General features: G+C 47.5%; 21 protein-coding genes and 1 riboswitch. Of the genes, 7 read left to right on the top strand and 14 right to left on the bottom strand.

What is annotated here, in order from left to right; translation table 11 throughout:
• Positions 1-102: 102 nt before the first annotated feature.
• Positions 103-2,718: a putative bifunctional diguanylate cyclase/phosphodiesterase gene (locus tag KNO73_RS13005; RefSeq protein WP_353048432.1), complete on the top strand. Its 2,616-nt coding sequence runs from the start codon at positions 103-105 to the stop codon at positions 2,716-2,718.
• A gap of 27 nt (positions 2,719-2,745) precedes the next feature.
• On the opposite strand, the gene KNO73_RS13010 is transcribed toward KNO73_RS13005, so the two are convergent.
• Complete coding sequence (locus KNO73_RS13010) at positions 2,746-4,815, bottom strand: alpha-amylase family protein (RefSeq protein WP_214873797.1); 2,070 nt, start codon at positions 4,813-4,815, stop codon at positions 2,746-2,748.
• 151 nt (positions 4,816-4,966) lie between these two features.
• Between KNO73_RS13010 and KNO73_RS13015 the strand changes: the two genes are divergently transcribed.
• On the top strand, positions 4,967-5,590 hold the full coding sequence (locus KNO73_RS13015; RefSeq protein ID WP_078146294.1) for a hypothetical protein: 624 nt from the start codon (positions 4,967-4,969) through the stop codon (positions 5,588-5,590).
• A 39-nt stretch (positions 5,591-5,629) separates the two neighbouring features.
• Here the strand turns inward: KNO73_RS13015 and KNO73_RS13020 are convergent, their stop codons facing one another.
• Both KNO73_RS13020 and KNO73_RS13025 read right to left on the bottom strand, forming a co-directional pair.
• Positions 5,630-7,672 (bottom strand): heavy metal translocating P-type ATPase, encoded by a 2,043-nt coding sequence (locus KNO73_RS13020; RefSeq protein WP_215112592.1) that lies wholly within the window; start codon positions 7,670-7,672, stop codon positions 5,630-5,632.
• A gap of 110 nt (positions 7,673-7,782) precedes the next feature.
• Positions 7,783-8,145: an ArsR/SmtB family transcription factor gene (locus KNO73_RS13025; RefSeq protein ID WP_015880762.1), complete on the bottom strand. Its 363-nt coding sequence runs from the start codon at positions 8,143-8,145 to the stop codon at positions 7,783-7,785.
• Between the two features lie 149 nt (positions 8,146-8,294).
• On the opposite strand from KNO73_RS13025, the gene yhfH reads away from it, so the two are divergent.
• Complete coding sequence (yhfH, locus tag KNO73_RS13030; protein WP_015880761.1) at positions 8,295-8,453, top strand: protein YhfH; 159 nt, start codon at positions 8,295-8,297, stop codon at positions 8,451-8,453.
• A gap of 34 nt (positions 8,454-8,487) precedes the next feature.
• Here the strand turns inward: yhfH and KNO73_RS13035 are convergent, their stop codons facing one another.
• The 3 genes from KNO73_RS13035 to KNO73_RS13045 form a co-directional block, all read right to left on the bottom strand.
• On the bottom strand, positions 8,488-8,820 hold the full coding sequence (locus tag KNO73_RS13035) for a fluoride efflux transporter FluC (RefSeq protein ID WP_078147891.1): 333 nt from the start codon (positions 8,818-8,820) through the stop codon (positions 8,488-8,490).
• Positions 8,821-8,830: 10 nt separating this feature from the next.
• Complete coding sequence (crcB, locus tag KNO73_RS13040; protein ID WP_214689106.1) at positions 8,831-9,217, bottom strand: fluoride efflux transporter CrcB; 387 nt, start codon at positions 9,215-9,217, stop codon at positions 8,831-8,833.
• 79 nt (positions 9,218-9,296) lie between these two features.
• Complete coding sequence (locus KNO73_RS13045) at positions 9,297-10,499, bottom strand: ornithine--oxo-acid transaminase (protein WP_215112593.1); 1,203 nt, start codon at positions 10,497-10,499, stop codon at positions 9,297-9,299.
• Positions 10,500-10,654: 155 nt separating this feature from the next.
• Here KNO73_RS13045 and KNO73_RS13050 point away from each other — a divergent pair, with 155 nt between their 5' ends.
• Positions 10,655-12,709: a sensor domain-containing protein gene (locus KNO73_RS13050; RefSeq protein ID WP_215112594.1), complete on the top strand. Its 2,055-nt coding sequence runs from the start codon at positions 10,655-10,657 to the stop codon at positions 12,707-12,709.
• A gap of 17 nt (positions 12,710-12,726) precedes the next feature.
• Here the strand turns inward: KNO73_RS13050 and KNO73_RS13055 are convergent, their stop codons facing one another.
• Positions 12,727-14,130: a basic amino acid/polyamine antiporter gene (locus tag KNO73_RS13055; RefSeq protein WP_215112595.1), complete on the bottom strand. Its 1,404-nt coding sequence runs from the start codon at positions 14,128-14,130 to the stop codon at positions 12,727-12,729.
• Positions 14,131-14,353: 223 nt separating this feature from the next.
• Between KNO73_RS13055 and KNO73_RS13060 the strand changes: the two genes are divergently transcribed.
• Positions 14,354-15,979, top strand: a complete 1,626-nt coding sequence (locus KNO73_RS13060) for a peptide ABC transporter substrate-binding protein (protein ID WP_215112596.1) — start codon at positions 14,354-14,356, stop codon at positions 15,977-15,979.
• 347 nt (positions 15,980-16,326) lie between these two features.
• Here KNO73_RS13060 and KNO73_RS13065 read toward each other — a convergent pair whose 3' ends face one another.
• The 3 genes from KNO73_RS13065 to ade form a co-directional block, all read right to left on the bottom strand.
• The gene (locus tag KNO73_RS13065; RefSeq protein WP_214685501.1) at positions 16,327-17,919 is read right to left on the bottom strand and encodes a Na+/H+ antiporter NhaC family protein; all 1,593 of its coding nucleotides are present in this window, start codon (positions 17,917-17,919) and stop codon (positions 16,327-16,329) included.
• A gap of 111 nt (positions 17,920-18,030) precedes the next feature.
• Positions 18,031-18,205: riboswitch (Lysine riboswitch) on the bottom strand.
• Between the two features lie 57 nt (positions 18,206-18,262).
• Positions 18,263-18,547, bottom strand: a complete 285-nt coding sequence (locus tag KNO73_RS13070) for a hypothetical protein (protein ID WP_015880753.1) — start codon at positions 18,545-18,547, stop codon at positions 18,263-18,265.
• A 118-nt stretch (positions 18,548-18,665) separates the two neighbouring features.
• The gene (gene ade / locus KNO73_RS13075) at positions 18,666-20,375 is read right to left on the bottom strand and encodes an adenine deaminase (protein WP_214758239.1); all 1,710 of its coding nucleotides are present in this window, start codon (positions 20,373-20,375) and stop codon (positions 18,666-18,668) included.
• 119 nt (positions 20,376-20,494) lie between these two features.
• On the opposite strand from ade, the gene KNO73_RS13080 reads away from it, so the two are divergent.
• Together KNO73_RS13080 and KNO73_RS13085 are read left to right on the top strand one after the other, a co-directional pair.
• Complete coding sequence (locus KNO73_RS13080) at positions 20,495-21,031, top strand: gamma carbonic anhydrase family protein (protein ID WP_214758241.1); 537 nt, start codon at positions 20,495-20,497, stop codon at positions 21,029-21,031.
• 109 nt (positions 21,032-21,140) lie between these two features.
• The gene (locus KNO73_RS13085) at positions 21,141-21,323 is read left to right on the top strand and encodes a hypothetical protein (RefSeq protein WP_214758243.1); all 183 of its coding nucleotides are present in this window, start codon (positions 21,141-21,143) and stop codon (positions 21,321-21,323) included.
• Positions 21,324-21,427: 104 nt separating this feature from the next.
• Here KNO73_RS13085 and KNO73_RS13090 read toward each other — a convergent pair whose 3' ends face one another.
• The 4 genes from KNO73_RS13090 to KNO73_RS13105 are packed head-to-tail and all read right to left on the bottom strand — an operon-like array spanning position 21,428 to position 25,368.
• Positions 21,428-22,018, bottom strand: a complete 591-nt coding sequence (locus tag KNO73_RS13090; RefSeq protein ID WP_214758245.1) for a nitroreductase family protein — start codon at positions 22,016-22,018, stop codon at positions 21,428-21,430.
• Between the two features lie 58 nt (positions 22,019-22,076).
• On the bottom strand, positions 22,077-23,369 hold the full coding sequence (gene lysA / locus KNO73_RS13095; RefSeq protein WP_215112597.1) for a diaminopimelate decarboxylase: 1,293 nt from the start codon (positions 23,367-23,369) through the stop codon (positions 22,077-22,079).
• The gene (gene alr, locus KNO73_RS13100; RefSeq protein ID WP_215112598.1) at positions 23,339-24,427 is read right to left on the bottom strand and encodes an alanine racemase; all 1,089 of its coding nucleotides are present in this window, start codon (positions 24,425-24,427) and stop codon (positions 23,339-23,341) included. The genes lysA and alr overlap by 31 nt, the downstream gene beginning before the upstream one ends.
• Positions 24,428-24,441: 14 nt before the next feature.
• Positions 24,442-25,368 (bottom strand): branched-chain amino acid transaminase, encoded by a 927-nt coding sequence (locus KNO73_RS13105; RefSeq protein ID WP_074037806.1) that lies wholly within the window; start codon positions 25,366-25,368, stop codon positions 24,442-24,444.
• Positions 25,369-25,410 lie beyond the last annotated feature (42 nt).

Raw genomic sequence — 25,410 nt, forward strand, 5'->3', positions numbered from 1 at the left:
TAAAATTTTCGACAACAATATAGATTGTTGTCGATTTTTTTGTGTAATCTTTGTTCACCTGTTCCGATAATAAATAAGAGCCCCATACATATACAGAAGGAGGTGCATGAGTTGTCTGCTTACTCGTTGCGCCAATACGTTCCGGCGATTCTCATCGGAACTTTTTCTACCGGACTTTTATTTTTATTTTTAACCCCGCACGACTTACGACAGATCACGTTGTTCATCTATTATCTCGTCATATCCGGGGCCGCGATTGGTTTTAGCGGAGTAGCAATCTTTAAACATAGAGGGATGCGGCGTTTTATCCATATTTTGATTAGTGCAGGAAATGTATGTTTCACGCTGTACTTATTGATGCACTATCATTCAATCAACGACAATACGCAGTCCTTGTTGTTCCTTCAAAATTTCTTTTATTTAATCATGGCTTTAATCGTCATCACGCAATCGATTGAGTTTCGTACTTTGAAACTGCGCACATTCGATTTAATCGCCCTGTTTAGTTTCCTTTTGATTGGCGGACTTCATATTTGGTTCTTTTCAACGCAAGCCGTCTCGCTCGTGTCACAGTTGAGCGGATTTGAAGAGCAGATGTTACTCATCAGCCTCTATATGATGCTCGCATTCCTGTACTTAAATCGAGTCGTCTCAGCTGGTCAACAGTTCCGCATTTTATTGCTCATCGGAATTCTTGGATTCACGATTGCATCGATTGCTAACACGCTGTTTGTCTTTTCGGGAATCACACATGAAGTGATTCACCTTTTACAAATCAGTAGTATCTTGACCATCTCGATCAGCTACTGGGTCGATGATGTATCGGAAGATGTACTTGCCTACGATTCCATTGTCGATTATGTGCTGTATAGTGTGGTCGTCATGATGTTTTTACTCGCTTCCGATCGTCTTCTCGGAACATCCGTGATGGACTCGATGATTGCAAATGCCGTCCTCTTGTTGCTCATTCGTCAGTTTGTCGTCTCCAAACAGAACGCACTCATCAGTCATCGCTTGCATTCCGTCAACACAGATTTGGAAGTTGCCGTGTCGACGAAGGCACATGAATTAGAAATTCGTGAACAGCAATACCGTTCGCTTTTTGCCTACCATTCAGAACCGATTTTCTTATTCGACTTGCATGGCGAAGTGTTATCTGTCAACGAGGCCGGCAGCTCTATCTTAGGACTGACAACCGAAACACTACTCGGCTCGAACATCTTAGACATCATTGAATCGAAAGACCGTGCACCTTATACCATCATTCTTCAAGAGTTGACGAACGGTCGTCCCCGAACAATCGATGTGCGTGTGATGACCGACGAAGGGGAAACACGCGTCTGGCAATTGGTCAACGTCCCAATGATCATCGAGGGAGAAGTCGAGGGCATCTACGCTATCGCTAAAGACATCACCCAGATGATCGAGCAACAAGAACAAATTCTGTATCAAGCTAAATTCGATAGTTTGACCGGTCTTCATAACCGCTACGCACTTCAAGAGCAAATCGAACGCTTGATCGAGGAAGGGCGTACGTTCACATTGATGTTTTCCGATTTGGATGGATTTAAAGAAATCAATGATCAATTCGGTCATCATATGGGTGACCAGTTATTACAACATATCGGAAAACGGCTGCGGACTGCACTCTTGCCGAACGAATATGCCGGGCGACTCGGGGGCGATGAGTTTATCGTCGTCGCGGAACATGGAGACGATGAGATGTTGACGGAACGATTGCGGCGACTTGTCTATCGTCCCCCGTATTATATGGCCGGGACACTCGTCGAAGTACATGCCTCGATCGGGATTGTCCGCTTCCCGGAGCACGGGAAAAAATTAAAGCACTTGCTTTCGAATGCCGATTTGGCGATGTATCGCGCGAAAGACAAAGGTCGTGACGAAACCGTCATGTTCGAACCAGAGTTACGGGAGGACAAGGAAGAGCGGAAAGTGTTGATGGAAGGGCTTGAAACCGCACTTGAAAAAGGCGAGATTTCCCTTTTCCTTCAGCCTCAAGTCGATGCCTCGACGAAGGCAATCATCGGAGCAGAGGCGCTCATGCGCTGGCAACATAACGGTGCGTTCATTCCGCCAAGCCAGTTCATTCCGATCGCTGAAGAAACGGGACACATTCAGGATTTAGGTCGTTGGATGATTCATGAAACATTCCAATTAATCCACGTGTTTGAACAAGGGGACATCCACTTACCAAAACTATCCGTTAACCTGTCCGTCCGTCAGTTGTTCGATGAACATTTGATTGATTATTTAAAAACACTATTCGAACGGTTCCCGATTGAGCCGTCACGCCTTAATTTTGAATTGACGGAAACCGTTGCCGCACATCACTCAGATCGTGTATTAAATCGCATTTTAGAATTAAAAGCACTCGGCATCAAGCTGTCCATCGATGATTTCGGAACAGGGTACAGTTCACTCGCATACCTTGTCCGCTATCCAATCGATGAACTGAAGATCCCTCGTGAGTTCACGATGCAGCTTGAAGAGAATCGCGAATATCAAATGGTCACGACGACCATTGTCGCCATGGCACGCCAACTCGGTATGGCGCTCGTTGCCGAAGGTGTCGAAACCGAGTACCAGGAGACGTTCCTTCGTAAAATCGGATGCGATTCCATGCAAGGATATCGCTATGCGAAACCGATGCCGCTCGATGAATTTGTCATTTACTACATGAAACACACAACGCCTTGAACCGGTTATTCGGTCCAAGGCGTTTTTTCATCTCATCTCGTACACTTTGACTTCTCCCGGTTTCAAATCGACGACGAGATTCCAATTGTCATCAAACGAATGCTCCGGATACGGCCATGAGTCAGGTGAATAGACCATCTCCGCAAAACGACTCGCATTCCAATTTCGACGTCTTACCCCATCAAGCGTGACGACTCCTCGTAACGTATCAATCATGTTCGTATTCGCTACGACGAGCAATGTATCATTCGTTTCTGGCCGTAACCAAGCGAATCCAATGAATGTGGCGAACGGTTCATTTAAAACGAGCGGTTCAAAGTGATTCGGATCAACGAGCACATCCAACCATCGACGTCGAATTTCAGCCACTTGATGCATCACTTCAATCATTTCATCCCGTTCTGGATGGTCCCAATGAAACTGATATGCATCAAAAAACGCAAGCTTGCCGAAATAAGGGTCCGTCGGGAAGAGTTGATACGCCTCTTCCGGTCGACAATCGAGTCCAGTGTTCATCGGTTGTGTCTCATACAATTCAAGCCCCGAGTTCGTCATCGGGACCCCGTTTGGCATAAATCCGTTTAACACCGTCAACAAGCGACTTGCCTTTCGTCCACCTTCCCGTGTCGCGAGACGACGTGTATCGGCCGTTTCACCTGCCGCAAATACTGGTAGAGGTAAAAAGCGTGAATCATATAAGAATTGATGAGTTTCATGCGTGTTGAATCGCGGTTCTTTATAGAAGCCATATCCGATAATCATGTTATAGCCAGCATCCTTCGCCGCCCAGGCTCCAGACTCGATGAGTTCTTCAGCGATAAAGCTGAAATTCGAATCGATGGCACGCGGTTGTTCCAAAATTCGTTGTGCTAAATCAACCGGAAGGGCATGACCCATATCAATACGCGCCCCATCTATACCGTATGCCCGTTGATAGTGAGGAATGATGTCAGCGAGCATCTCCCAAAGGGGTTCATTGATCTCATTTCCTCGGAATTGATTGGATTTGATCGAGTCAAACAGAATATAAGGCGCAATGTTCGCATCGTTCACATAAGGTGCCGCTGCAAGCGGATGGTCTAAGAAAAGTCGGAAATAGGTTACGTCTGACCATGGTGGTTGCGGGTCATTGATACAATCCGAGAAAGCAGGTGCAGTTGTCAATCCGAACTCTCGTTCAATCATCGCCAATACGTTTTCTTCTGGATGCTCGAGCAACGTGTTACGTACACGACCCCACTTCTCCGCATCAATCAAGTTCGGTGCCATGGAAAACCGTCGCAAGTGTTGCCATACGTCTTCTGAGTTATACACCATCGGCAAGAAAGCAAATTCCGGTTTGACGTTCTCCCCAATGCCCGGAACATATGGCGGATGATAGTAATCGACTTCCGTCAAGGGAATCCAGTAAAACCATTCCGGGTTTTCTAAGATGAGACGGTTATCTCGGGCACACGTCCGCGGGATGACATCGATGACGACACGAATCCCTACCATGTGACAGGCCTCCACGAATGCGGCAAATTCTTCTTCGACCGTCATCTCGTCACCAGTTAACGTTTCCTTCAACTCTTCATCGATTGCGAAAAAGTCTTGCACGGCATAAGGAGAACCGAATTCACCCTTCTTGTTTTTATGGCTGTGTTGCGAAATCGGTAAGAGGAATAATGTATCGATCCCCATATAGAGAAGATGTGGAATCAATGCAAGCGCTTTCACAAAAGTGCCTGTGTCTTTCATTCCCACTGAATTCTCCATTTCAACGTAACCCGACCCATCGTGGTCCCATGAGGTCGATGTACGAACTTGCATGGAGTAAACCGATGCCCGTTTGATCCAATCCCCTCCGGTTTGTAAATGTCCGTCTGCAAGCGCAATGGAAGTACGATAGTCGCGACTTTCATGTGCATACGGGAAAATCGTTTTTTCAATCGTTTCCAACAAAAAATCATACGGATTGACACGTTCCACCCCATCTCGAACCGGCTCGGAATGGAAACGCATGCGATTCCAAAGACTCGGAATCTCATAGGTAAGATTGGTTCGCTTGTTTCGTAAAACCTGGCACAGCTTGTGTAACGTCGAGTTCTCTGCCATACTGACTCTCCTTATGCATCTAATTGTCTTCTCTCATCAAGAGACACTACTCTTAATGATTATACATTTCCCCGTTTTTTCCTTTTTCAAAAAAATATTTTCTGTCGTTTTAAAAAAAATCATGTACGATGTAGAAGAAAGGAGGGTCACGATGTCACAACGAAAGTGGATTTTATTATGGATCAGTTTATCAATCTTATCTATTTCGATTATTTTTATTTTTATTTTTCAATTGAAAGAAACAAATGAGCGTCTCGAAACCATTCAAGGCGAACAACTCGACTCCTATGAATCGATTGAAGACGTGATGTATTATAACGTCGAACGGGCAAATGCCATCCGTGGATTACTCGCATATGAAGACCGACACTTTTTAGAGATGTACTATAGCATGTCTCGACAAGCCAAAGACCTTAAACAATCCATCATCGATGACCCGGACACACCGAGCTCTGTCCTCGATTTACTCGAACGAGATGCCATTTGGGAAAAGGAAGCCGACCGCGTTCTCGTCATCTATGAAGAAGGCGACTTAGTGAAAGCGACGGCTGTCGCAGAAACGATGACAGAACTTCGGCAAACGATTTTAGAAGATTTACGGTCTCTCAAACAAATGCAATACAAAGACATTCATAAAGAGTTGATTGCGGCAGAGAATCAAGTATCTTTCTTGACACAAGTCCTTTTCACCATCACTTTTTTACTTCTTGCTATTATTGTCATCCTCACCTTTATGTTGTTGCGCATTAAAACGCATCACGACAGAATCGAATAAAAAAAGAAGTGTCTCAGGTACAAAACCGAGACACTTCTTTCATGATGTCATACGAAGTAACCGCGTCGCGTTCGCGATGGCAAGAAGCGCCACTCCCACGTCCGCAAATACCGCTTCCCACATCGTTGCGATGCCGAACAATCCTAAAAGCATGACAAGTGCTTTGATTCCAAAGGCAAGGAAAATATTTTGCCAGACGACGCGCTTCGTTCGTTTGCCTAGCTCAATGGCCCGAATGACATCCGTTGGCGCATCATGCATCAATACCACGTCCGCCGCCGTGACTGCTGTATCGCTTCCGACGCCACCCATGACGAGACCGACGTCTGCCCGGGCCAAAGCCGCCGCATCATTCATACCATCCCCGACGAAAGCAACTTTACGCGTTCCGAGCATCCGTTCGATTGCCTCCACTTTCTCGTGCGGAAGCAACTCCCCTCGTACTTCATCCAATCCGAGTTGCTTGCCAATTTTTGTAGCGACTTCTCGACGATCTCCAGATAGCATGACCGTCTGGATTCCGATTCGTTTCAATTGTTCGATTGCAGCCATCGCATCCGGCTTTACCGTATCCATCAGTTCGATTCGTCCAAGCCAACGATTATTCTTCATCACATGTACATTCGTCCCGATTGACGAATCTGCAATCACTTGACCTAACCGTTCCATGTAACGGGCACTCCCTACATACACCTCGTCGTCACCACCTCGTGCACGGAGACCATATCCTGGCTCCTCTTGAATCGATTCAAACGCTTGAACCTCCCCAGCACGACGGACGATTGCTTGCGCAAGAGGATGATTGGATGCTCGTTCGACCCGAGCAGCTAAATGTAACAGTTCATTAACGGTGATACCGTCTGTCGTCACGACATCGGTCACTTCAAATCGTCCGGTCGTCAATGTCCCTGTTTTGTCGAAGACCACTGTATCCACTTCAGTCAACGTGTCAAGGAACTCGCCACCTTTTACAAGAATCCCTTGTTTCGATCCAGAACCGATCCCCCCGAAATAACCTAACGGGATAGAAATCACAAGTGCACACGGGCAACTGATGACGAGAAAAATCAAGGCCCGGTAAATCCATTCATTCAAGTCCCCTACAAACAAGGGTGGAACGAATGCGACAAGTGTCGCCATGACTACCACAATCGGCGTGTAGACTTTTGCCAATCGTGTGATCATTTGTTCCGTCTTTGCTTTCTTTCCATTCGCCTCTTCGACGAGAGCAATCATTTTTTGAAGGCTCGACTCAGCCGCAAGTTTCGTCGTTTCAACGACGAGACGCCCCTCGATATTGACCATACCTGCCAACACTTCCTCGCCCGCGCTCACTTGCCTTGGAACGGATTCACCTGTCAAAGACGATGTATTTAGGGAACTCGCCCCACTCACGACGAATCCGTCCATCGGGACTAGTTCTCCTGAACGAATGACGAGATGTGACCCAACCGACACGTCTTCCGGCAATCGTTCCATTTCCTGACCCGCCTCGAGTACACGCGCTCGGGTCGGTTTCATATTCAACAAGGACTGAATCGATTTTCGGGAGGCGCGTACCGCCCGTCCTTGCACGTATTCACCGAGCTGATAAAACAGCATGACTGCTACCGCTTCCGGGTATTCTGAAATGGCGAATGCCCCGATTGTCGCAATGGTCATTAAAAATTTCTCGTCAAACCATTCCCGGTTCCATACGTTCCGGATCGCACCGTATACGACGTCGTAGCCAGCAAGTGAATATGCCGCAATGAATCCTAAAGTCGAATCTGTCCAAATGGCAATTGAAAAAATAAAAGCAGCCATAAGGAATCTCCAAAGCATCCAATCTCGTCCTACGGTTTGATCGTCGTCTTGTTTAACAAACTTTGCTCCCGGTTCAATCCGTCCCATCGTCTGCTCAATCGACTGAAGCGTCTTGTCACGGTTTGACTGGTCCACCCACTCAATCACCATACGACTCGTCGCAAAATCAATTTGACAAGATGCGACTTCTTCACGTTTCGATACATCTCGCTCAATCTTAGCTGCACAATTCGTACAGGTAATACCGGACACAGGTAGTACGTCTCGATTTTTCATCATATCCCCCCAACATTCAAACGTTCATTTGAATATATCGTAACGTGAATTTTAATCGAAGACAAGTACCAAAAAAATGACCGTCCCCATTCGAGGGACGGTCATTGGACTTAAACGTCTTTTTGTTCTTCACTATGCGTCAATGCAATTTCAACGAGCTGTCTTACGTGTTCATCATCCAATGAATAATAAACGACTTTCCCTTCTTTACGATACTTTACCAACCCTTGTTCGAGTAACGTCCGTAAATGGTGAGATGCGGTCGCGTTAGAGTGGCCGATAACGGCGGCCACATCGCATACACATAGTTCGTGTTCGAGCGTCAACACATACAGCACTTTTAAACGGGTCGGATCAGCGAATGCTTTAAACAAACGACTGACTCGAGGCGCATCTAATTGCGCCAAGGCGGTTTGTAGCGTTGGAACGTCCTCAGATTGAATCCCAATCGTTTCACACTGTGGCACTTTCATTTTTTTCACCTCGTCTTTTGATGAGTATAGTGTAGCAAAAAATCCCGAATATATCTGTTATATATTATAGTTGACTTTACGCCACCTGTTATAATACAATCATGATAACAACCAATACCGTGACACATCTACGAAGGAGGCATTTTCATATGAATGAATGGGCAAGCCGACTCGAATCATCTGTCGAGTTTTATCAAAAACTACCGGACAAAACGTGCCAGGAATGCGGGAAGCATATGGATGAACAGTGCGAGTCATACGAAACGACTTGTGCTTCATGTACCGAGAAGCTTCAACTTGCAGAATAAAACAACGCCCCTTCGAAATGGAAGGGGCGTTGTTTTAGATGGACCATCCGATATAAGCAGCCAGTATTCCAAACAGATATGTCGCAAGGAGATAAAGTCCGAATCGAATCCAGTCTTTTGTCGCAAACCGCATCAATTCAAGTTTCAAAGTCGAAAACGTCGTAAACGACCCTAAAAATCCAATCCCTAAAAAGAGAAGGAGCGACGGATGGCTCGTGTGGGCATATAAATACCCAAGAGCAAACGAACCCGACACATTGACGAATAATGTTGCAAATGGAAAGGTGGAATCAGACCACCGTTTCATCAGTTGACCGATAGCAAAACGACACATCGCACCAAAAAAGGCACCTGTCGCAATCCACATGATTGTCACTCTATTTCACCTCACCTTTTCGTCTCACGCCGACACGATAACCAAGCCATGAGCTCCCGAGTCCAAGCGTGATACTCAGAAAGACGTATAGAAGCGCCAGCCCGATTCGACTTTCCTCTAATAATCGAATCGTTTCAACACTAAACGTAGAGAATGTAGTGAAGGAACCGATCATTCCGGTCCCTACAATGGTGACGAATTGAGGAGAAGGTTTGCCTGTTCGAAGAAACATGTGTGTCAACCACCCCAACAAAAAACTACCGATGAGATTAGTCAGAAGAGTTGCGACGGGAAACACACTTGATCCCAGTGAATCGACCATCAAGCCGAGTCCATAGCGAGCCAAAGCACCGACCGCCCCTGCTAGTCCAACGTATACGTACAGCATTGAATTCCTCCTCCACGAAAAAGACACCTGCAACGCAGGTGTCGATTGAGCTAAAACGATTATATCAAGCTGTCTTCATTTACGAAATAGCTGCTGGCGCCAAAACGGCTTCAATCGCTTCGAACGCTTGGTCGAGTTCTTCTTTCGTGATCACGAGCGGTGGTGCCAATCGAATCACGGTCTCATGTGTTTCTTTACAGAGAAGTCCTCGCTCTTTTAGCGCCTCACAGTAAGGACGAGCCGACTCCGTCAACTCAATGCCGATAAAGAGTCCACGTCCGCGAACGTCACGAATCATCGGATTGTCGATCGACTTCAAGCGATCCATGAAGTACGCCCCGAGTTCTAGCGAGCGTTCCGGTAGGTTTTCTTCTTCTAACACTTCAAGAGCCGCGACGGAGACAGCCGAAGCAAGCGGGTTTCCACCAAACGTCGACCCGTGCGAGCCTGGGTTGAAGACCGAAAGAATCTCCTGATCAGCTGCAACACATGAGATTGGGAAGACTCCGCCTCCGAGTGCTTTTCCGAGAATATACATATCCGGTGTGACGTCTTCCCACTCGATGGCAAACCACTTTCCAGAACGACCAAGTCCAGACTGAATTTCATCTGCGACGAAGAGGACATTATGTTCTTTACAGAGTTCAGATGCCCGCTTCAAATAACCAGCCGGTGGAATGATGATTCCAGCTTCCCCTTGAATCGGTTCAACGATGAACGCCGCTGTATTCTCTGTGATCGCCGCTTCGAACGCGTCGATATCACCGTATGGCACAACTTTGAACCCTGGCAATAATGGTCCGAATCCACGCTGATATTCCGCTTCTGTCGACATCGACACAGCAGCCATCGTCCGTCCATGGAAGTTTCCTGAGCAGACGATGATTTCCGCTTGTCCCGGAATGCCCTTCACGTCATATGCCCAACGACGTGCTGTCTTCACGGCCGTCTCGACCGCTTCAGCACCCGTGTTCATCGGTAACACCATCTGTTTCTTTGTAAGCGTTACCACTTTGTCGTAAAAACGTCCGAGTTGATCGTTATAAAAAGCGCGCGACGTCAACGTGATCTTATCCGCTTGATCTTTAAGCGCTTGGATGATCTTTGGATGACAGTGTCCCTGATTGACAGCAGAGTATGCACTTAACATATCCATGTAGCGATTCCCCTCAGGATCGGTTACCCAAATCCCTTTCGCCTCCGAAATGACAATCGGTAGTGGATGATAGTTATGTGCCCCGAACTTCTCTGTCAACTCAATCACTTCATGTGTTTTTGACATATTGTTTCCCCCTTATTCAAAACTATCTTACTCTTTCAGTATATGACGTCCCTGTTTCTTTTGACAATGACGAACTTAAGCATTCCTTGAATTGGCAAATTAAGGTACACTGACATTAGAATATGCTTTTCGCATGACAGATTGGAGGAAATGATGTGGCTTCATTGCGTGATTTATCGGTAGATCAGTTCATCGATGCTTTGTCTGTCCCGTGTTGTTATATTTCTCAAGATGGTACGGTCCTATTATGGAATGAACACGCCGAGATTCTATTCGGCTGGGAACGTCAAGAAGTCCTCCATCAACCGCTGCCGGTCGTCCAGCAGCTTGACCATGCACTCGAGACGTGGTCACCACTCCTCCTTCAATACCCATTCTCGACAACGGCAATGACACCGTTTCAACATAAGGATGGTTCCGTCATTTATGCGACTGCCTACTTACAATCGTTTTCGCTCGAGAAAATCTATGGCTATTTTTTAGCGTTTCTCCCAAAAGGATTTGGACCTCTCATCAGTACAGAACAATTCAATCTACTTCATCATTTTCAAGAGATGATCAAACAGTCCACGCATTACTTGGCGACAAATGCGAAAGGGGAGATTGTGGATATCAACCCATCGTTATGCAGTCTACTCGATGCGACGGAGCAACAGCTAATCGGCCACGAATGGTTCAATCTCATCCATGATTCGAGTGACCAAGACGAGATTTCGCGTAACGTCTTAAAATCTCTAGCGACGAATAGAGTTTGGAACGGCGAGATGCCGATCTCCTGTAAGCAACATGAGTCAGAGCCGTGTTGGCTCAACTTGACTGTCGTACCAATTGTTAGTGAGAAGAATGAAGTGATTCAATATACCGCCTTCGGATTTGATGTGTCGGAAAAGAAACGCCTTGAAAAGGAAGTCCAGTCCCTCGCTTATCAAAATGAGTTGACCGGACTTTATAATAAGAAAGGGTTTTTACGTCGTTACGACTCCATCCTTCAGCAAATCGACGAGCGAGAAGGACTCTTTCATATTGCCTTGTTTGATATCGACCGCTTCAAAATCATCAATGAATCATTCGGCTCTCGTGTCGGGAACGAACTCCTGATTCAAATCAAGGAGCGCGCACTTCATCTCATTCCGGAATCCGCTCTTTTATTCCATCCTACGGGCGGACTGTTCGGTGTCATGTTCTTCGAGGAATCTAAGGAAGAAGTGTTCCAAGTACTTCGACATCTACAACACGAGCTGCAACGTCCGTTCCGGATTTACCATCACTCCATCATGGTATCGATTTCGATTGGATGCGTGTTTTATCCGTCATCGGCAAGTTCGCTCGAGGAACTGTATACACGTGCTGAAAGTGCCCTCTTCAAAGGGAAACAGATTGGCGTCGGTACGATTCAATTCGTGACAAAGGATATGGATGCTGCCTTCTCTAGACAGATCCATATTGAGAAGGCGATGTATCGAGCTCTTGAAGAAAAGCATTTTTATCTTGAATATCAGCCAAAGTATGAACTCGCCACAGACCGTCTCATCGGTTTTGAGGCACTCCTTCGTTGGCATCATGAAGAACTCGGACAAATCCCGCCTTCAGAGTTCATTCCGCTCGCGGAAGAGATGGCACTCATCGTTCCCATCAACAACTGGGTCATCTTAGAGGCAACGAAACAACTGAAAGCCTGGAAAGCCGAGTTCGATCAACCGCTTTCGATGGCAATCAACATTTCGCCTAATCAATTTCGGAGTGACAGTTTTTTGAATACGTTACGAAACATCAAGCAACAACTCCAGCTCGACCCAGCAGACGTCATCTTGGAAATCACGGAAAGTCTCGTCATGCAAAAGACCGATGAAATCATCGAACGCATGGAACAAATCAAGCGCTTGAACTATCGACTGTCGATTGACGATTTCGGAACAGGCTTCTCGTCCTTGCAGTATTTGAAGTCCTTCCCGGTCGATGAACTCAAAATCGATAAAGTCTTTCTCGATGATTGGATGGCATCCAAATCTCATCTCCTCGATGTCATCGTCCATCTTGGGAAGAGTTTAAATCTCCACGTCGTCGCAGAGGGAGTCGAAGATGAAGAGATGTTGGCACACTTAAAGTCGACAGATTGCGATTCTTTCCAGGGCTATTTATATGCGAGACCTGCTTCACCAAGTGTAATCGAACAATTACTCCGATCATCAAAAAACTCACCGAACGCTTGAGGCGCCGGTGAGTTTTCTTATAGGGCGATTGTGGCTGTCCAAAGCCCATAAATGCCATAGGTCGCACATAATAGAATAATCAAGGCAATCAACGACTGGGTACGGGTCAAAAATGGTCGTCCTTGTTCCCGTTCTGCCAAAAGAAAGACGAAGATGCCGGGTGCGTATAGAATCATCGCAATCAAGACATACTCGACTCCCGAAGCGTAGAGTAACCAGGCGGCGTATAGCGAGGCAATCCCGCAAACGACCATCAACCGTAGCGACGTCGTCCGCTTCGCCTCCATCCATCCATAGAGTGCCGAGAATAGATAAGGAACGAGTGCTGCGATTCCAGCGATGCTTGAAAGCACGAGATACGTCTGTTCTGAAAACAAGGCGATGGCCGTAACGACTTGAGTGAACGCTTGGGTGATGAATAGCGCGTTTACCGGTGTCTCGTTCGCATTCAAACGGTGAAATACTTTCGGAAACACCCCATCTCGGCTCGCTACGTACGAAATCTCCGTCGCTAAAATCGTCCAGCCGAGCAATGCGCCTGTTAATGACACGAGCAGTCCGATGTTAATCAATGTTGCGCCGAACGGGCCGACGACCGCTTCTAACACATATGCCATCGACGGTTCAGGCAACGCAGCGAGTTGCTCCTGTGTCATGACACCAAACGAGAAGATGGAAATCATCATATATATCAATAAAGTTCCAATCAGACCAATGACCGTGGCACGACCGACATCTTTTTTATGACGTGCGCGCGACGACAACACGACCGCTCCCTCGATCCCGACAAACGCCCAAAGTGTGACGAGCATCGTTGACTTCACTTGTGGAAACACATCCGCCCAAACAAACCCTGTTTCTCCCCAAAAATCGACTTGGAACGTATCGATTCGAAAGGCGAATACGATCAACACGATAAACAAGATAATCGGAACGAGTTTCGCAATCGTTGTTACGATATTGAGAAGTGCCGCTTCACGCATCCCGCGTGAAATGAGCCAAAATAAACCCCAAATCAGAACGACACTCACGAACAAGCGAAACAGTCGGTGTTCTGCTGAGAAAACAGGGAAAAAATAAGCCAATGTACTGAAAATCAACGTGATGTTGGCTACCGTCCCAATCCAAGCCGACATCCAGTATCCCCAGCCGCTGTTGAATCCAACAAACTTCCCGAAGCCTTCACGGGCATAAGCATAAATTCCACCTTCTAGCTCTGGCCGCGTGTTGGCTAAAAACTGAAAGACAAAGGCGAGCATAATCATGCCGACCCCCGTAATTCCCCATCCAATTAAAACTGGTCCGACCCCTGACCCTTGTGCCATGGCACCAGGCAAGTTAAACGCACCTCCACCAATCATAGTCCCAACGACCATTGCCGCTAGACCGAAAAAGCCGATTCCGGCTGAATGTTGTTTCAAGTTAACGCCTCCACTACTACTCTGTCTATACGAATAACTATACAAAAATATTGTATAATCATTCGTAGATTTTTTTATTCTACTTCCTGCAAGGATTGCTGAATAGTCATTCTGAATAAGTTTATATTTTCGGATAATTTGAAAAATTCCATTGCATATTCATGTCAGATGTAGTTTAATTACAACATATTCTAAATTATCAGAATTTTCGGGAGGTTGTATGATGCGTAACAAAAAATGGTTAGCGTTATCGGGGGTCGCATTATTGGCGACGGCTGCCTGTAGCACAGGAGATGACTCATCAAGTTCAGAAGGTTCATCTTCGAACGATGCGAAAAAAGAAATCACAATGGTATCGGCGACGGACTTGCCGCAGCTCGATCCGACACTTACAACAGACTCGACATCGGTCATCGTGACAAACAACGTGTTCGAAGGATTGTATCGTCTAGACGAGAACAACCAACCGACACCGGGGATTGCCGAAGATGTCGAAGTATCCGAGGATGGGCTTACATACACGTTCAAGTTACGTAACGCAAACTGGTCGGACGGTTCTCCAATTACAGCTGAAGACTTCGTTTACTCTTGGAAACGTGCCCTCAATCCTGAAACAGGTGCGGAGTATGCCTATATTCTTCAAGACTTGAAAAACGCGAACAAAATCCTTGCAGGTGAAATGTCGCTCGACAACCTCGGTGCAAAAGCGATTGACGAGAAAACGCTTGAAGTACAATTGGAAGCACCAGCTCCTTATTTCTTAGGATTGACTGGATTCCCAACGTATATGCCGCAAAAACAAGAGTACGTCGAAGAGCAAGGCGAAGAGTTCGCAACATCTGTCGACAAGACACTCTATAATGGACCTTACGTCTTGAGCGAGTGGCAAGACAATGCAGGATGGGTTTACAAGAAGAACCCTGAATATTGGGATGCTGAAAACGTCAAGATGGACACGATCAACGTCAAAGTCGTAAAAGACGTATCGACTGGGGTCAACTTGTTCGAGTCGGGTGAAGCGGACTACACGCTCCTCTCTTCTGAATTCGTTCCGCAATTCGAAGACAGCGACGAGTTCAAAACGCGTGCCGATGCTCGAATCAACTTCCTTCGTTTCAACCAAAAGAACGAAGCGCTCCAAAACGTCAACATCCGTGAAGCACTTGCGAAAGGATTCGACAAACAGAGTGTGACAGATGTCATCTTAACAGACGGATCGCAACCGGCGAACTATATCGTAGCGAAAGACTTCACGTTCACAGAAGACGGAGCTGACTTCCGTGAGAAGTATCCAGACCTCCTCAACTACAACGTAGATGAAGCAAAAGCCGCATGGGAAAAAGGATTAGAAGAATTAGGTGTTGAAACAATCGAACTCGAGTTCCTCTCACGTGACGAAGAAGCATTCAAGAAAGTGAACGAGTTCATCAAAGGCGAACTTGAGAAGAACTTGCCTGGTTTGACACTTAACATCAAACAGCAACCGTTCAAAAACTTCCTTGATCTTGAAGGGAAAGGCGAATATGACGTTTCTGCAGCTGGTTGGGGCCCTGACTATCAGGATCCGATGACATACCTCGACATGTGGGTCACAGACGGACCGTTTAACCGTATGGAGTACTCGAATGACGAATATGATCAGTTGATTCAATCTGCGAAGAAAGAAGCCGATCAGATGAAACGTTGGGAAGCAATGCAAGAAGCAGAACGCATCCTTCTCGAAGAAGACTTTGCCATCGCTCCGATTTATCAAAAAGGTGAGGCATACTTAGAGCGTTCAAACATCGAGAACATGTACCGTCACCCGTTCGGTGCCGATGCAAGTTTCAAGTGGCTTGACGTGAAATAATGATTGTAACCTCCTTGATTCCTACATGGACCAGGGAGGTTTTTCTGTCGTGAAAGTCTCTCTATAAAGAGTTTGACACTGCGGTTCACCTTATTAGCTGTCACGATCTGCATCATGAATGTATCTGGATTGGATGACAAGCACATCTACTTCGCCTCCATTTTGGTTGCTCGAGACACCTTGGTTTTCTTTGTACGTCATTCATCTCCATTACCACAGCCTATCACTGTACATCATAGTTCTCTTTTGGTTCATTCTCGGTAAACTACTCGACCGTCTCACTTATGCAGTGACGACCGCACATAAAAAATGACTTCCATCAAATCGATGGAAGTCATTTTCGTGTATTAAGCCTCACGCTTCGCACGGAGTTCTGCAGGTACTTTCCCACGTTTTGAAATCACTTCTGCGATTCCAACCAATACGATAAACGAAATCAATGCAGCGAAGAATCCGATCCAAATCGACGCTGTAATCCCGAGCACCAAGTAACCGATCGCCGAGACAACCGCTGCAAGAATAGCATACGGCAATTGTGTCACCACGTGGTCGATATGGTGCGAGCCCGCTCCTGTTGAGCTGAGAATCGTTGTATCTGAAATTGGTGAACAGTGGTCACCAAACACCGCGCCGGCCAATACAGCCGCAAGTGACGCGAGAAGGAGTTCCGGTTCAACAGCCATGATCAAGTCGGCACCGATCGGAAGCATCAAACCAAATGTTCCCCAACTCGTTCCTGTCGAGAATGCCATGATTCCGGCAATCAAGAAGAGAAGGAGTGGCAAGTAAGATGCAGCGATTGTATCTGTCACGAAGCTCGCCAAGTATTCACCAGTCTTCATGTCGCTGATGACCGCAATGATTGTCCAAGCAAACAAGAGAATCAAGACAGCCGGCCACATGGCACGAACGCCTTCCCATGCCGCTTTTCCATAGTCACGTGTTGGGATTTTACGTCCGATGAGAAGCAAGAATGCGACAATCAAACTGATGACAACACCCGCAACGAGTGAGCGTGTCACATCTGTCGATTCGAAGGCTCCAATCAACGAGAAGTCTTGACCGTCAGCCGCGAGCGCTTGACCACCCGTGTAAAGCATCGCTGACACTGTCGCAATGATCAGCGTGATAATTGGTACGATCAAATCACGTACTTTTCCACCTTCGTGCTCGTGTAAATCTTCGCTCATTCCCATCGGCTTTCCTTTTGCCGAATCATACAACTCCCCTTGGAGGGCACGAAGTTCGTGCGTGCGCATCGGTCCGATGGCAAGTCCAGTGAATGCCACATATGCTGTCAAGAGTAGTGCGAAGACGGCATAGAAGTTCATTGGTATGATTTGAATGAATGCAGAGAATGAAGAATAGCTGTCAATCGAGTATTTTGCCAAAATACCCGCGATGATGGCGATGATATATGCACCCCAACTTGAAAGCGGGCTGATGACACAGACCGGTGCGGCTGTCGAGTCAATCATATAAGCGAGTTTTGCACGCGATACTTTTTTTCGGTCCGTAAGCGGTCGGCTGATGTTCCCGACGGCCAAACTGTTGAAATAATCGTCGATAAAAATCAAAATCCCAAGTCCGAACGAGACGAGACGAGCGCCACGGGCCGTCTTGACGTTTGAAGCCGCCCATTCTCCGAACGCGCGGGCGCCGCCCGACGTTTGAATGATGGATGACAAAATCCCGAGCAAGAGCAAGAACGCAATCAACAAGACGTTCCATTCGTTGATGGCTCCATCCGCCCAGAATAAAGCGATGATGTTCGACCACAAGTATTGAATCGAATCAATTGGATTGAAGTTATGCAAGAGAAGGACTCCTGCGATAATCCCGACACCGAGTGATGGGATGACCTTTCGTGTTGTGATTGCCATAATAATTGCAAGTAATGCCGGTACGAGTGAGAGTACCGATGTTGAATAATCTACCATGCTGAATTCCTCCTTTTTTATTAGGATGAGGCCCCCTATGCTTAAAAAAACGCAAAGCGAGGGCATCGGCAACAAAGCCGACACCCTCGCTGGATGTTCCGTCTTTCTTAGCCGACTTGGAGCGCTCCATACGTAAATATGTATGGCAGTCCGACGGGTATTTCCCGTCAGCCCAGCACAACCCCACGGACATGGTGTTGCACTTCGGCGATCCTGCCTTTTTGTAGTCCTCATCGTTGTCATCCTCCGACTACTTACTCATCAGCATCGCACCTCTACCTCATCGATAGCACGAATATTCATTTAAAGTTACGTCTAAATTATCACAGGTTGGTGTCACATATCAATAGTTTTTTTCATCACGAATGATTCGCTTCAAGACAGCGAGTGCTTCTTGGTCATTCGTTTCCACCGCTTTAAAGAAGTCGTTGAAGAAGTGATACAACACGAATCGGTCAGCGTGAGACTTCGTCTGTTCTTTAATCGTAGAGAAAATGAGTCGTCGTAAACGACGTTTTGTCTGAGTTTCTTCTGGTAGTTCTTCGCATCGGTCCTTGAAAGCACGATATACAGAATTGATCAATTCCTCATGTTCATCATACGACCGATTGTAAGCAACTTGTTCCATCTGTAATATCCCCCCTTTCAATGTTGACCCGATGAAACTTGACGTAACTATACCAACTTCCCGTCACGCATTCAATCGTTATCGGCGGTTCTTAACAAAAATCATACGTTAGACCGAGTCAAGCGTTGATGAATGAGAACGTGGTCACGTCGAACAATCCCATATCGGTCAATTTCAAGTCAGGAATGACCGGTAAGGCGAGGAAGGACATCGTCAAATACGGATTGAAATGACGATGGGCTCCCACGACATCTAGCGCATCATTCAGCTGTTCCAGAATCTCTGCCACTTCACGATATGGTCGCTTCGTCATCAGTCCACCAATCTCGAGCGGAAGGACGGCAAGCACTTCTCCTTCCGATACGGCGACGACCCCTCCCCCTACTTTTTCAAGCGTTCTCGCCGCGAGCAACATGTCTTCCGGGCTGACCCCGGCGACGACCAAGTTATGGCTGTCATGGGCAACCGTGGCTGCTAGGGCACCTCGTTTCAAGCCGAATCCCGTTACCGGGGCAAGAGCCATATGGCCTGTCCCGTGATGGCGTTCGATGACGGCAAGCGTCGCGATATCCTGCGATAAATCTGCGCCTGATGCGTCTGGTTGGAACGTGAGACGCTGTCGTTTCGTCAACAAGCTGTTCGGAAGCACTTGAATGACATCGATTTCTTCTTCACTTGCGGCAAGTCGGAACGACTCGGCGGTCAATTCGGGTAAAGCGAGCTCACCTTTCATCGGTTTCGGCACTTCAATCCCTTCCGATTCAAACGTCGCATTCCCCTTCTCCGCGACGAGCGTACCATTCACATAGACTTGTTCGATTTTTACCGATTCGACGTCTGACAAGATAACGAAGTTCGCCTTCTTACCAGGTGCGATCGCCCCGACCTCTTTTAATCCATAGGCCTCTGCGGCATGTAGACTTGCGATGGCATAGGCCGTTTCCGGCTTAACCCCTTGCTTGATGGCGGTACGGATGTTGTAGTCGATTCCACCTTCCGCGACCAAGTCATCCAAATGCTTATCATCCGTACAGAAAAGGAAGCGGTGGGCATTGCTTTCCGTAACGGCTAGGCTCACCTTCTCCACGTTTCGAGCAACGGACCCTTCCCGAATTTGAACGTAGAATCCACGTCGCACTCGTTCAATCGCCTCTTCCGCAGTCGTACATTCATGGTCCGTCATGATTCCTGCAGAACGATAGACGTTCAATTGGTCTGGGCCAAGTCCCGATGCGTGTCCGTCGACCACTTTACCCGCTTGTTCCGTCTGTGCGATTTTTTGAAGCATGTCTTCACTTCCGGCTTCAACCGAAGGATAATCCATGACCTCGCCTAGTCCATGCACTCCTGGATCTCCTAAAAACGGTACCAAATCTTCCGCATACAGTTTAGCACCTGCATGTTCGAACGGTGTCGCTGGTACACAACTCGGAAGCATCATCCGAACGTCGAGTGGAAGTCCTTTCGCATCTGCTAACATGTACTCAATCCCGAGTGCTCCGTTCACATTCGCAATCTCATGTGGATCGGCAATCACGGTCGTGACACCAAGTGGTAAGACTGCTTTCGCAAATTCATGCGGGGGGACCATCGATGACTCGATATGGACGTGCGAATCGATAAAGGACGGCGCAAGCGTCCACGTCGGATCGTGATACTCGACCTCTCCATCGTACTCTTCCCCAATAGCCACGATATATCCTGCGTCGATGGCGACGTCTGTACGAATCGTCTCACGACTGTACACGTCAATCACTGCGACGTCTTTAAAGACGACGGCCGCTTTCTTTTTCTTTGCGGCGATGTCAATCAAATGTTGTTTCTCCATCTTTCGATCTCCTTATTCAACGTATTTTAACTATCTTACCAAGAATATTCTTTTCGTTGCAATTTCTTTTTCAAGTTGTGCGACAATGATAACATATCCGTCTGAAAGGGGTTACAACGATGCAATACAAATTAGGAGAGTTGACACCAAAAGTCGATCCGACGACTTATCTTGCACCAGGGGCACACGTGATTGGAGACGTGACCATCGGCGCTCACTCGGGAGTATGGTTCAATACCGTCATCCGTGGAGACGAAGGACCCATTCAAATCGGTTCATACGTCAACATTCAGGATGGTTCGATGATTCATCAATATGAAGGCTCACCGACAATCATTCATGACCGTGTCTCGATTGGCCACATGGCGATGATTCACGGCTGTGAGATTGAAGAAGATTGCTTGATTGGCATGCATGCTACCGTACTCGATGGGGCGAAGATTGGAAAAGGGTCCTTTGTCGCTGCCGGTGCGCTCGTCACACCAAACATGCAGATTCCTGAAGGGGTGATGGTCATGGGCGTCCCAGCAAAAGTCGTTCGTCCATTAAACGATGAAGATCGTTTTATCATGGAGAGAACGGTAAAGAAATATGCCAAGCGTGCCGAACAATATAAGCAGTCGTGCGTTCCAGTTCGCGAAATCCAACGATTGTGAAAGCGTTTACAAGATTCATAAAATGTTAACGTTTCTCTCGAATTTTCTACATAGTTCCTTTGTATACTGAAGGTGTAGCCAAGCTGATGTATTGAAAGGAGCCCACTCTATGTATCCGAACCATGATCAACTCATGCTAGACCTGTATGCCTCGTCCATCAATCCAAGTTATGGCCTTCATATCGATGATTCATTCGATGATGCCCTTCATGGGGCACATCGAGAGGTTTGGGAACGTATGCATTTGGATAATAGTAGAGAAGATTCTAAAAATGGAGGAACGACTGGATGATTCCAACGACTGTGATTCAAGATTGGCTCGCAACAAAAATAAAGCGATAATTGACCGATATATAGAGCAAGCGAGCGAAGGGATTCCCCATCGCTCGCTCTTTATTATTCAAACATGATGAGATGCGAATCAATCGGTTGTCGCGCTTTCGGTGTAGGGATATCTTCTGTGTCATATTTCCCGATTTGCAGGAGACCGATAAACGTCTCCCCTTCCGCCCCGATCATTTCCTTCAACCGTGCATCATCAAACAGTCCACCCGTCCGCCAGACCATTCCGATCTCACGTTCACTTAAGAGCAGCTGAACATTTTGAATGAATGTCGCCGTCGCGAGTAACGCGTCACGATTCCCTTTGTCCGTTTCAAAATGTTTTGCCGTCACATACATACAGGTTGCCGCATTTAAAATCCGTCCCGTCACTTTTTCGCGTTGCCCTTCTGACGCCTCCGAGAAGGCTGGTTCGAGCGCATCGAGTAACACTTGCTTCCCATCCCCATTGAACACATACACGTTCCATGGTTCGACTTTATTGTGAAATGGTGCATGATGTGCCGATTGCAACACTTCATAAAGCACTTTCGTATCGATTGGTGCTTCTTTGAACATACGGACCGTACGTCTTTCTTCAATTAGCTTTTGTGCTGCTGTCTTGGTCATGACCGTCACTTCCCCTTTTTTTCTCTTCTCTATCATAATTGAAAAACGTTCTCATTTCAAAATCAAAAAAAAGACTACAGATTGCTCTGCAGTCTTACGTTGATTGTCCAATGACCTCACATGCCACCAAGTCTTCAAACGTTTGGCGACGAACGACAAGTCGATGTGCCCCGTCCTTCACGAAGACAACAGCTGGACGAAGCATCTGGTTATAGTTGCTCGCCATGGAGAAATTGTACGCTCCTGTTGCTTTGACAAGTAATAAGTCACCTGGTGTGACAGGGGGGATCAATGAGCGGTTCGAGATGATGTCTCCCGACTCACAGCACGCTCCGACTATTTTTGCCTCGAGCGTCTTCTCTTCATTCATCCGAGTCGCTGCCACGACCTCATACTCCGCGTCATACAATGCCGGACGGATATTGTCCGTCATCCCGCCATCGACAGACACGAATGTACGAACGCCACTCACTTCTTTGACGGTCCCCACCTCATAAAGCGTGGCACCCGCATTGGCGACGAGCCAACGTCCCGGCTCAATCCCGATTTTCGGAAGTGGCAATTCACGTGCCTCGACCTCCTCGACCAACGTCTCCATCACTTGCTCCATCGTCTGGGCAAAATCGAGATATTCGTCTTCATCCAAGTAAGCGACGCCGAATCCCCCGCCGATGTTCAAGACGTCCGTCGTATAGCCGGTTTCCTGACGAATCGTATCCATGAAGCGCACCATCGTCTTCACCGTGTTGATGAAGAGGGTCGGATCTTGAATTTGAGAACCGACGTGACAATGGATTCCCTTCAACTGTAAGTGCTCGGCTTCTAACGTTGTACGAATCGCGTCTAAATACGTGTCGTCATGCGTCGGGAAACCGAATTTTGTATCAACCCCACCCGTTTGAATCGCCGCATGGGCACCCCCGACAACTTGAGGCACAATGCGGAGAAGCACATCGACTTCGCGATTGTATTCAGCCGCAAGTCCTGACAAGAGGCTGATCTCCCGCATATTGTCGATGGTAAAGTGTGTAATCCCCTGTTCGAGAGCATACGTGATGTCAAGAATCGTCTTGTTCGATCCATGGACGTGAATGCGCTCCGCCGGTACACCGGCATGCAGTGCCACGTACATCTCACCCCTTGAGACGACGTCGACACTTAACCCTGCGGCCATCACTTTTTCATAAACGGCCGCAATCGATAATGCTTTTGACGCGTATAACGCATACGTGTTCGGATACTTATCTAGAAACGCATTCTGGACAATTCCAAGGCGACGCTCTAGTTCTGGCTCACTCATGATGTATAAAGGTGTCCCGTACGTCGCTTGAAGTTCACGGACGGACACGCCTTCGATCAAGCATTCTGATTGATTGGTGGTGTACATACAATTCCTCCTTCAAAGCGATGTGAGACACGCCACGAACGGGCACAGAGCTGTTCTGAGTTGTTGGCATAGCCAACACGTGTCACGTCATCGATTTTCGTCTCGATCCCATATAATGCGACACGGTCGCCGATTTGTACGTCTTCGTCGACTTTGATGAAGCTATGGCTCATAAAGATGTTACTGATGAACGGGTATGCTTTCCCCGCGATGTGAACAGGCAAGTGACGTCTCGCTCGCATCAATCCATCCCCATATCCGACAGGTAAGACAGCAATCCGTTCTTTCGATTCCGCGGTATATCCCGTTCCATACCCGACATGAGCCCCCGCTTCGATGTCGTGGACGGCAACCACTTCGGTCTCCCAATAAAACGCAGGTACGAGCCACTCAACCGGCTCAACCGACGAATAACCGTATAAGAAAATACCGACACGCACATGTGTGCAATGGTGCAAGCGCAAGTCGTCTTGAAGCGTGGCCGCACTGTTCGCGGCATGAATCAATTCAAACGTATGACGTTCCATCAAACGTGTCGACCAGTCGGCAAAGCGTTCGACTTGGACGCTATGCTCGACTTCGGCATTGTCCGCATCCGCGAGCGGAAAATGTGTACATAGTCCGACAAGGTTCAATCCTTCATTTTGGCAGAAGGCAACGATCTGTAGCGCTTCTTCAAACGTTTTGGCACCGAATCGGTTCATGCCGACGTCTAATTTCAAATGAAGGCGAACGCCATCGAGATGCTCACGCTGCGAGACGAGCCATTCATACGAGCCGATTGCGACGTCAAAATCATGGGCATGCACGTGTTCCCACGTATATACCGGATTCATGACGAGGACGCGAGCCGACTCTGCATGCGCTCGCACTTCAATCGCTTCTTCTAACGTGGTCACCATGAAGTGACGGACTCCTTCATCATACAAAGTCGTCACAACTGGCTCCATTCCTAGGTTATAGGCATTGTTTTTCACGACCGCAAACACGGGGCGCCCGAGCGCTTCAATCCGGCGTTTGTTTTCGCGAATCGCATTCAAGTCAATTGTGACTCCCATCGTGCAAAACTCCTTTACTCTGTTACTGCTGATTTCACGAACGTGATCCAATCGCGGTGTTCCGGAAGTTGTCCTGTTACGGCTTCACGATAGCGTGTCAACATTTCTGTCGCAACCGTCTGGACACCTCCACCAATCGAGATATGGTCGACCTCGATGACGCTCGTCACCTCGGCTGCCGTTCCCGTTAAGAAGATTTCATCAGCCACATAGAGCTCATCGCGTCCGATATGGCGCTCGACGATTTCATAACCGGCCTCGCGAGCCAATTGCATCACCGTTTGACGTGTGATGCCATCGAGTACAGAACAGTCAAGGGACGGTGTCGTAATCGTTTTTCCTTTCACGAGGAAGATGTTCGCGACACTCGCCTCACTGACGTTTCCGTTCATATCAAGGGCAATCGCTTCATCGAATCCGTCACGGAGCGCCTCTCCTTTTAATAGCTGTGAGTTCATATAGTTCGAGGCCGCTTTCGCTTGCATTGGCATCATGGTAGAAGACACGCGGCGATACGAGGCCACTTTCGCTCGAATCCCGACCGTCTTGTTGAAATATTCACCGAGCGGCCAACACGAGATGGCAACATGTACCTTCGTCTCAGCAGTCGGCATAAGTGCCTGCCATGGTGTTCCAAGGAAGACGAACGGACGGATGTAGCATGCTTCAAATCCGTTTCGCTCAATCAATTCCATCGTGGCTTGTTCGAGTTCATCTACCGTATACGGTAGCGTGACGTGGTAGTATGCACACGAGCGAACAAGTCGCTCCAAGTGTTCACGTAATCGGAAGATAGCAGGACCTTCCTCCGTGTGATACGCGCGAATCCCTTCAAAGAACCCGCTTCCGTAATGAATCGCGTGTGTCATGATACTCGTGTTTGCGTCAGTCGGCTCAATCCAAGCCCCGTCTTTCCACATCCATTGTCCATACTGTTCCATAATGCAACTCTCCCATTCCTCATTTTTTATATTTTCTGTCTA

This window comes from Exiguobacterium sp. s83, assembly GCF_018617095.1.
GTDB classification, from domain to species: domain Bacteria; phylum Bacillota; class Bacilli; order Exiguobacteriales; family Exiguobacteriaceae; genus Exiguobacterium; species Exiguobacterium profundum.

Bases quoted from the DNA above. Each gene is read 5' to 3' on its own strand.
- KNO73_RS13105 (WP_074037806.1), bottom strand. From the start codon at position 25,368: ATGGAACAGTATGGACAATGGATGTGGAAAGACGGGGCTTGGATTGAG.
- yhfH (WP_015880761.1), top strand. From the start codon at position 8,295: ATGAATGAATGGGCAAGCCGACTCGAATCATCTGTCGAGTTTTATCAA.
- KNO73_RS13035 (WP_078147891.1), bottom strand. From the start codon at position 8,820: ATGTGGATTGCGACAGGTGCCTTTTTTGGTGCGATGTGTCGTTTTGCT.
- lysA (WP_215112597.1), bottom strand. From the start codon at position 23,369: ATGTACACCACCAATCAATCAGAATGCTTGATCGAAGGCGTGTCCGTC.
- KNO73_RS13070 (WP_015880753.1), bottom strand. From the start codon at position 18,547: ATGGAACAAGTTGCTTACAATCGGTCGTATGATGAACATGAGGAATTG.
- KNO73_RS13025 (WP_015880762.1), bottom strand. From the start codon at position 8,145: ATGAAAGTGCCACAGTGTGAAACGATTGGGATTCAATCTGAGGACGTT.
- ade (WP_214758239.1), bottom strand. From the start codon at position 20,375: ATGGAGAAACAACATTTGATTGACATCGCCGCAAAGAAAAAGAAAGCG.
- KNO73_RS13015 (WP_078146294.1), top strand. From the start codon at position 4,967: ATGTCACAACGAAAGTGGATTTTATTATGGATCAGTTTATCAATCTTA.
- KNO73_RS13045 (WP_215112593.1), bottom strand. From the start codon at position 10,499: ATGTCAAAAACACATGAAGTGATTGAGTTGACAGAGAAGTTCGGGGCA.
- alr (WP_215112598.1), bottom strand. From the start codon at position 24,427: ATGGGAGTCACAATTGACTTGAATGCGATTCGCGAAAACAAACGCCGG.
- crcB (WP_214689106.1), bottom strand. From the start codon at position 9,217: ATGCTGTACGTATACGTTGGACTAGCAGGGGCGGTCGGTGCTTTGGCT.
- KNO73_RS13080 (WP_214758241.1), top strand. From the start codon at position 20,495: ATGCAATACAAATTAGGAGAGTTGACACCAAAAGTCGATCCGACGACT.
- KNO73_RS13020 (WP_215112592.1), bottom strand. From the start codon at position 7,672: ATGAAAAATCGAGACGTACTACCTGTGTCCGGTATTACCTGTACGAAT.
- KNO73_RS13085 (WP_214758243.1), top strand. From the start codon at position 21,141: ATGTATCCGAACCATGATCAACTCATGCTAGACCTGTATGCCTCGTCC.
- KNO73_RS13010 (WP_214873797.1), bottom strand. From the start codon at position 4,815: ATGGCAGAGAACTCGACGTTACACAAGCTGTGCCAGGTTTTACGAAAC.
- KNO73_RS13090 (WP_214758245.1), bottom strand. From the start codon at position 22,018: ATGATAGAGAAGAGAAAAAAAGGGGAAGTGACGGTCATGACCAAGACA.
- KNO73_RS13060 (WP_215112596.1), top strand. From the start codon at position 14,354: ATGCGTAACAAAAAATGGTTAGCGTTATCGGGGGTCGCATTATTGGCG.
- KNO73_RS13065 (WP_214685501.1), bottom strand. From the start codon at position 17,919: ATGGTAGATTATTCAACATCGGTACTCTCACTCGTACCGGCATTACTT.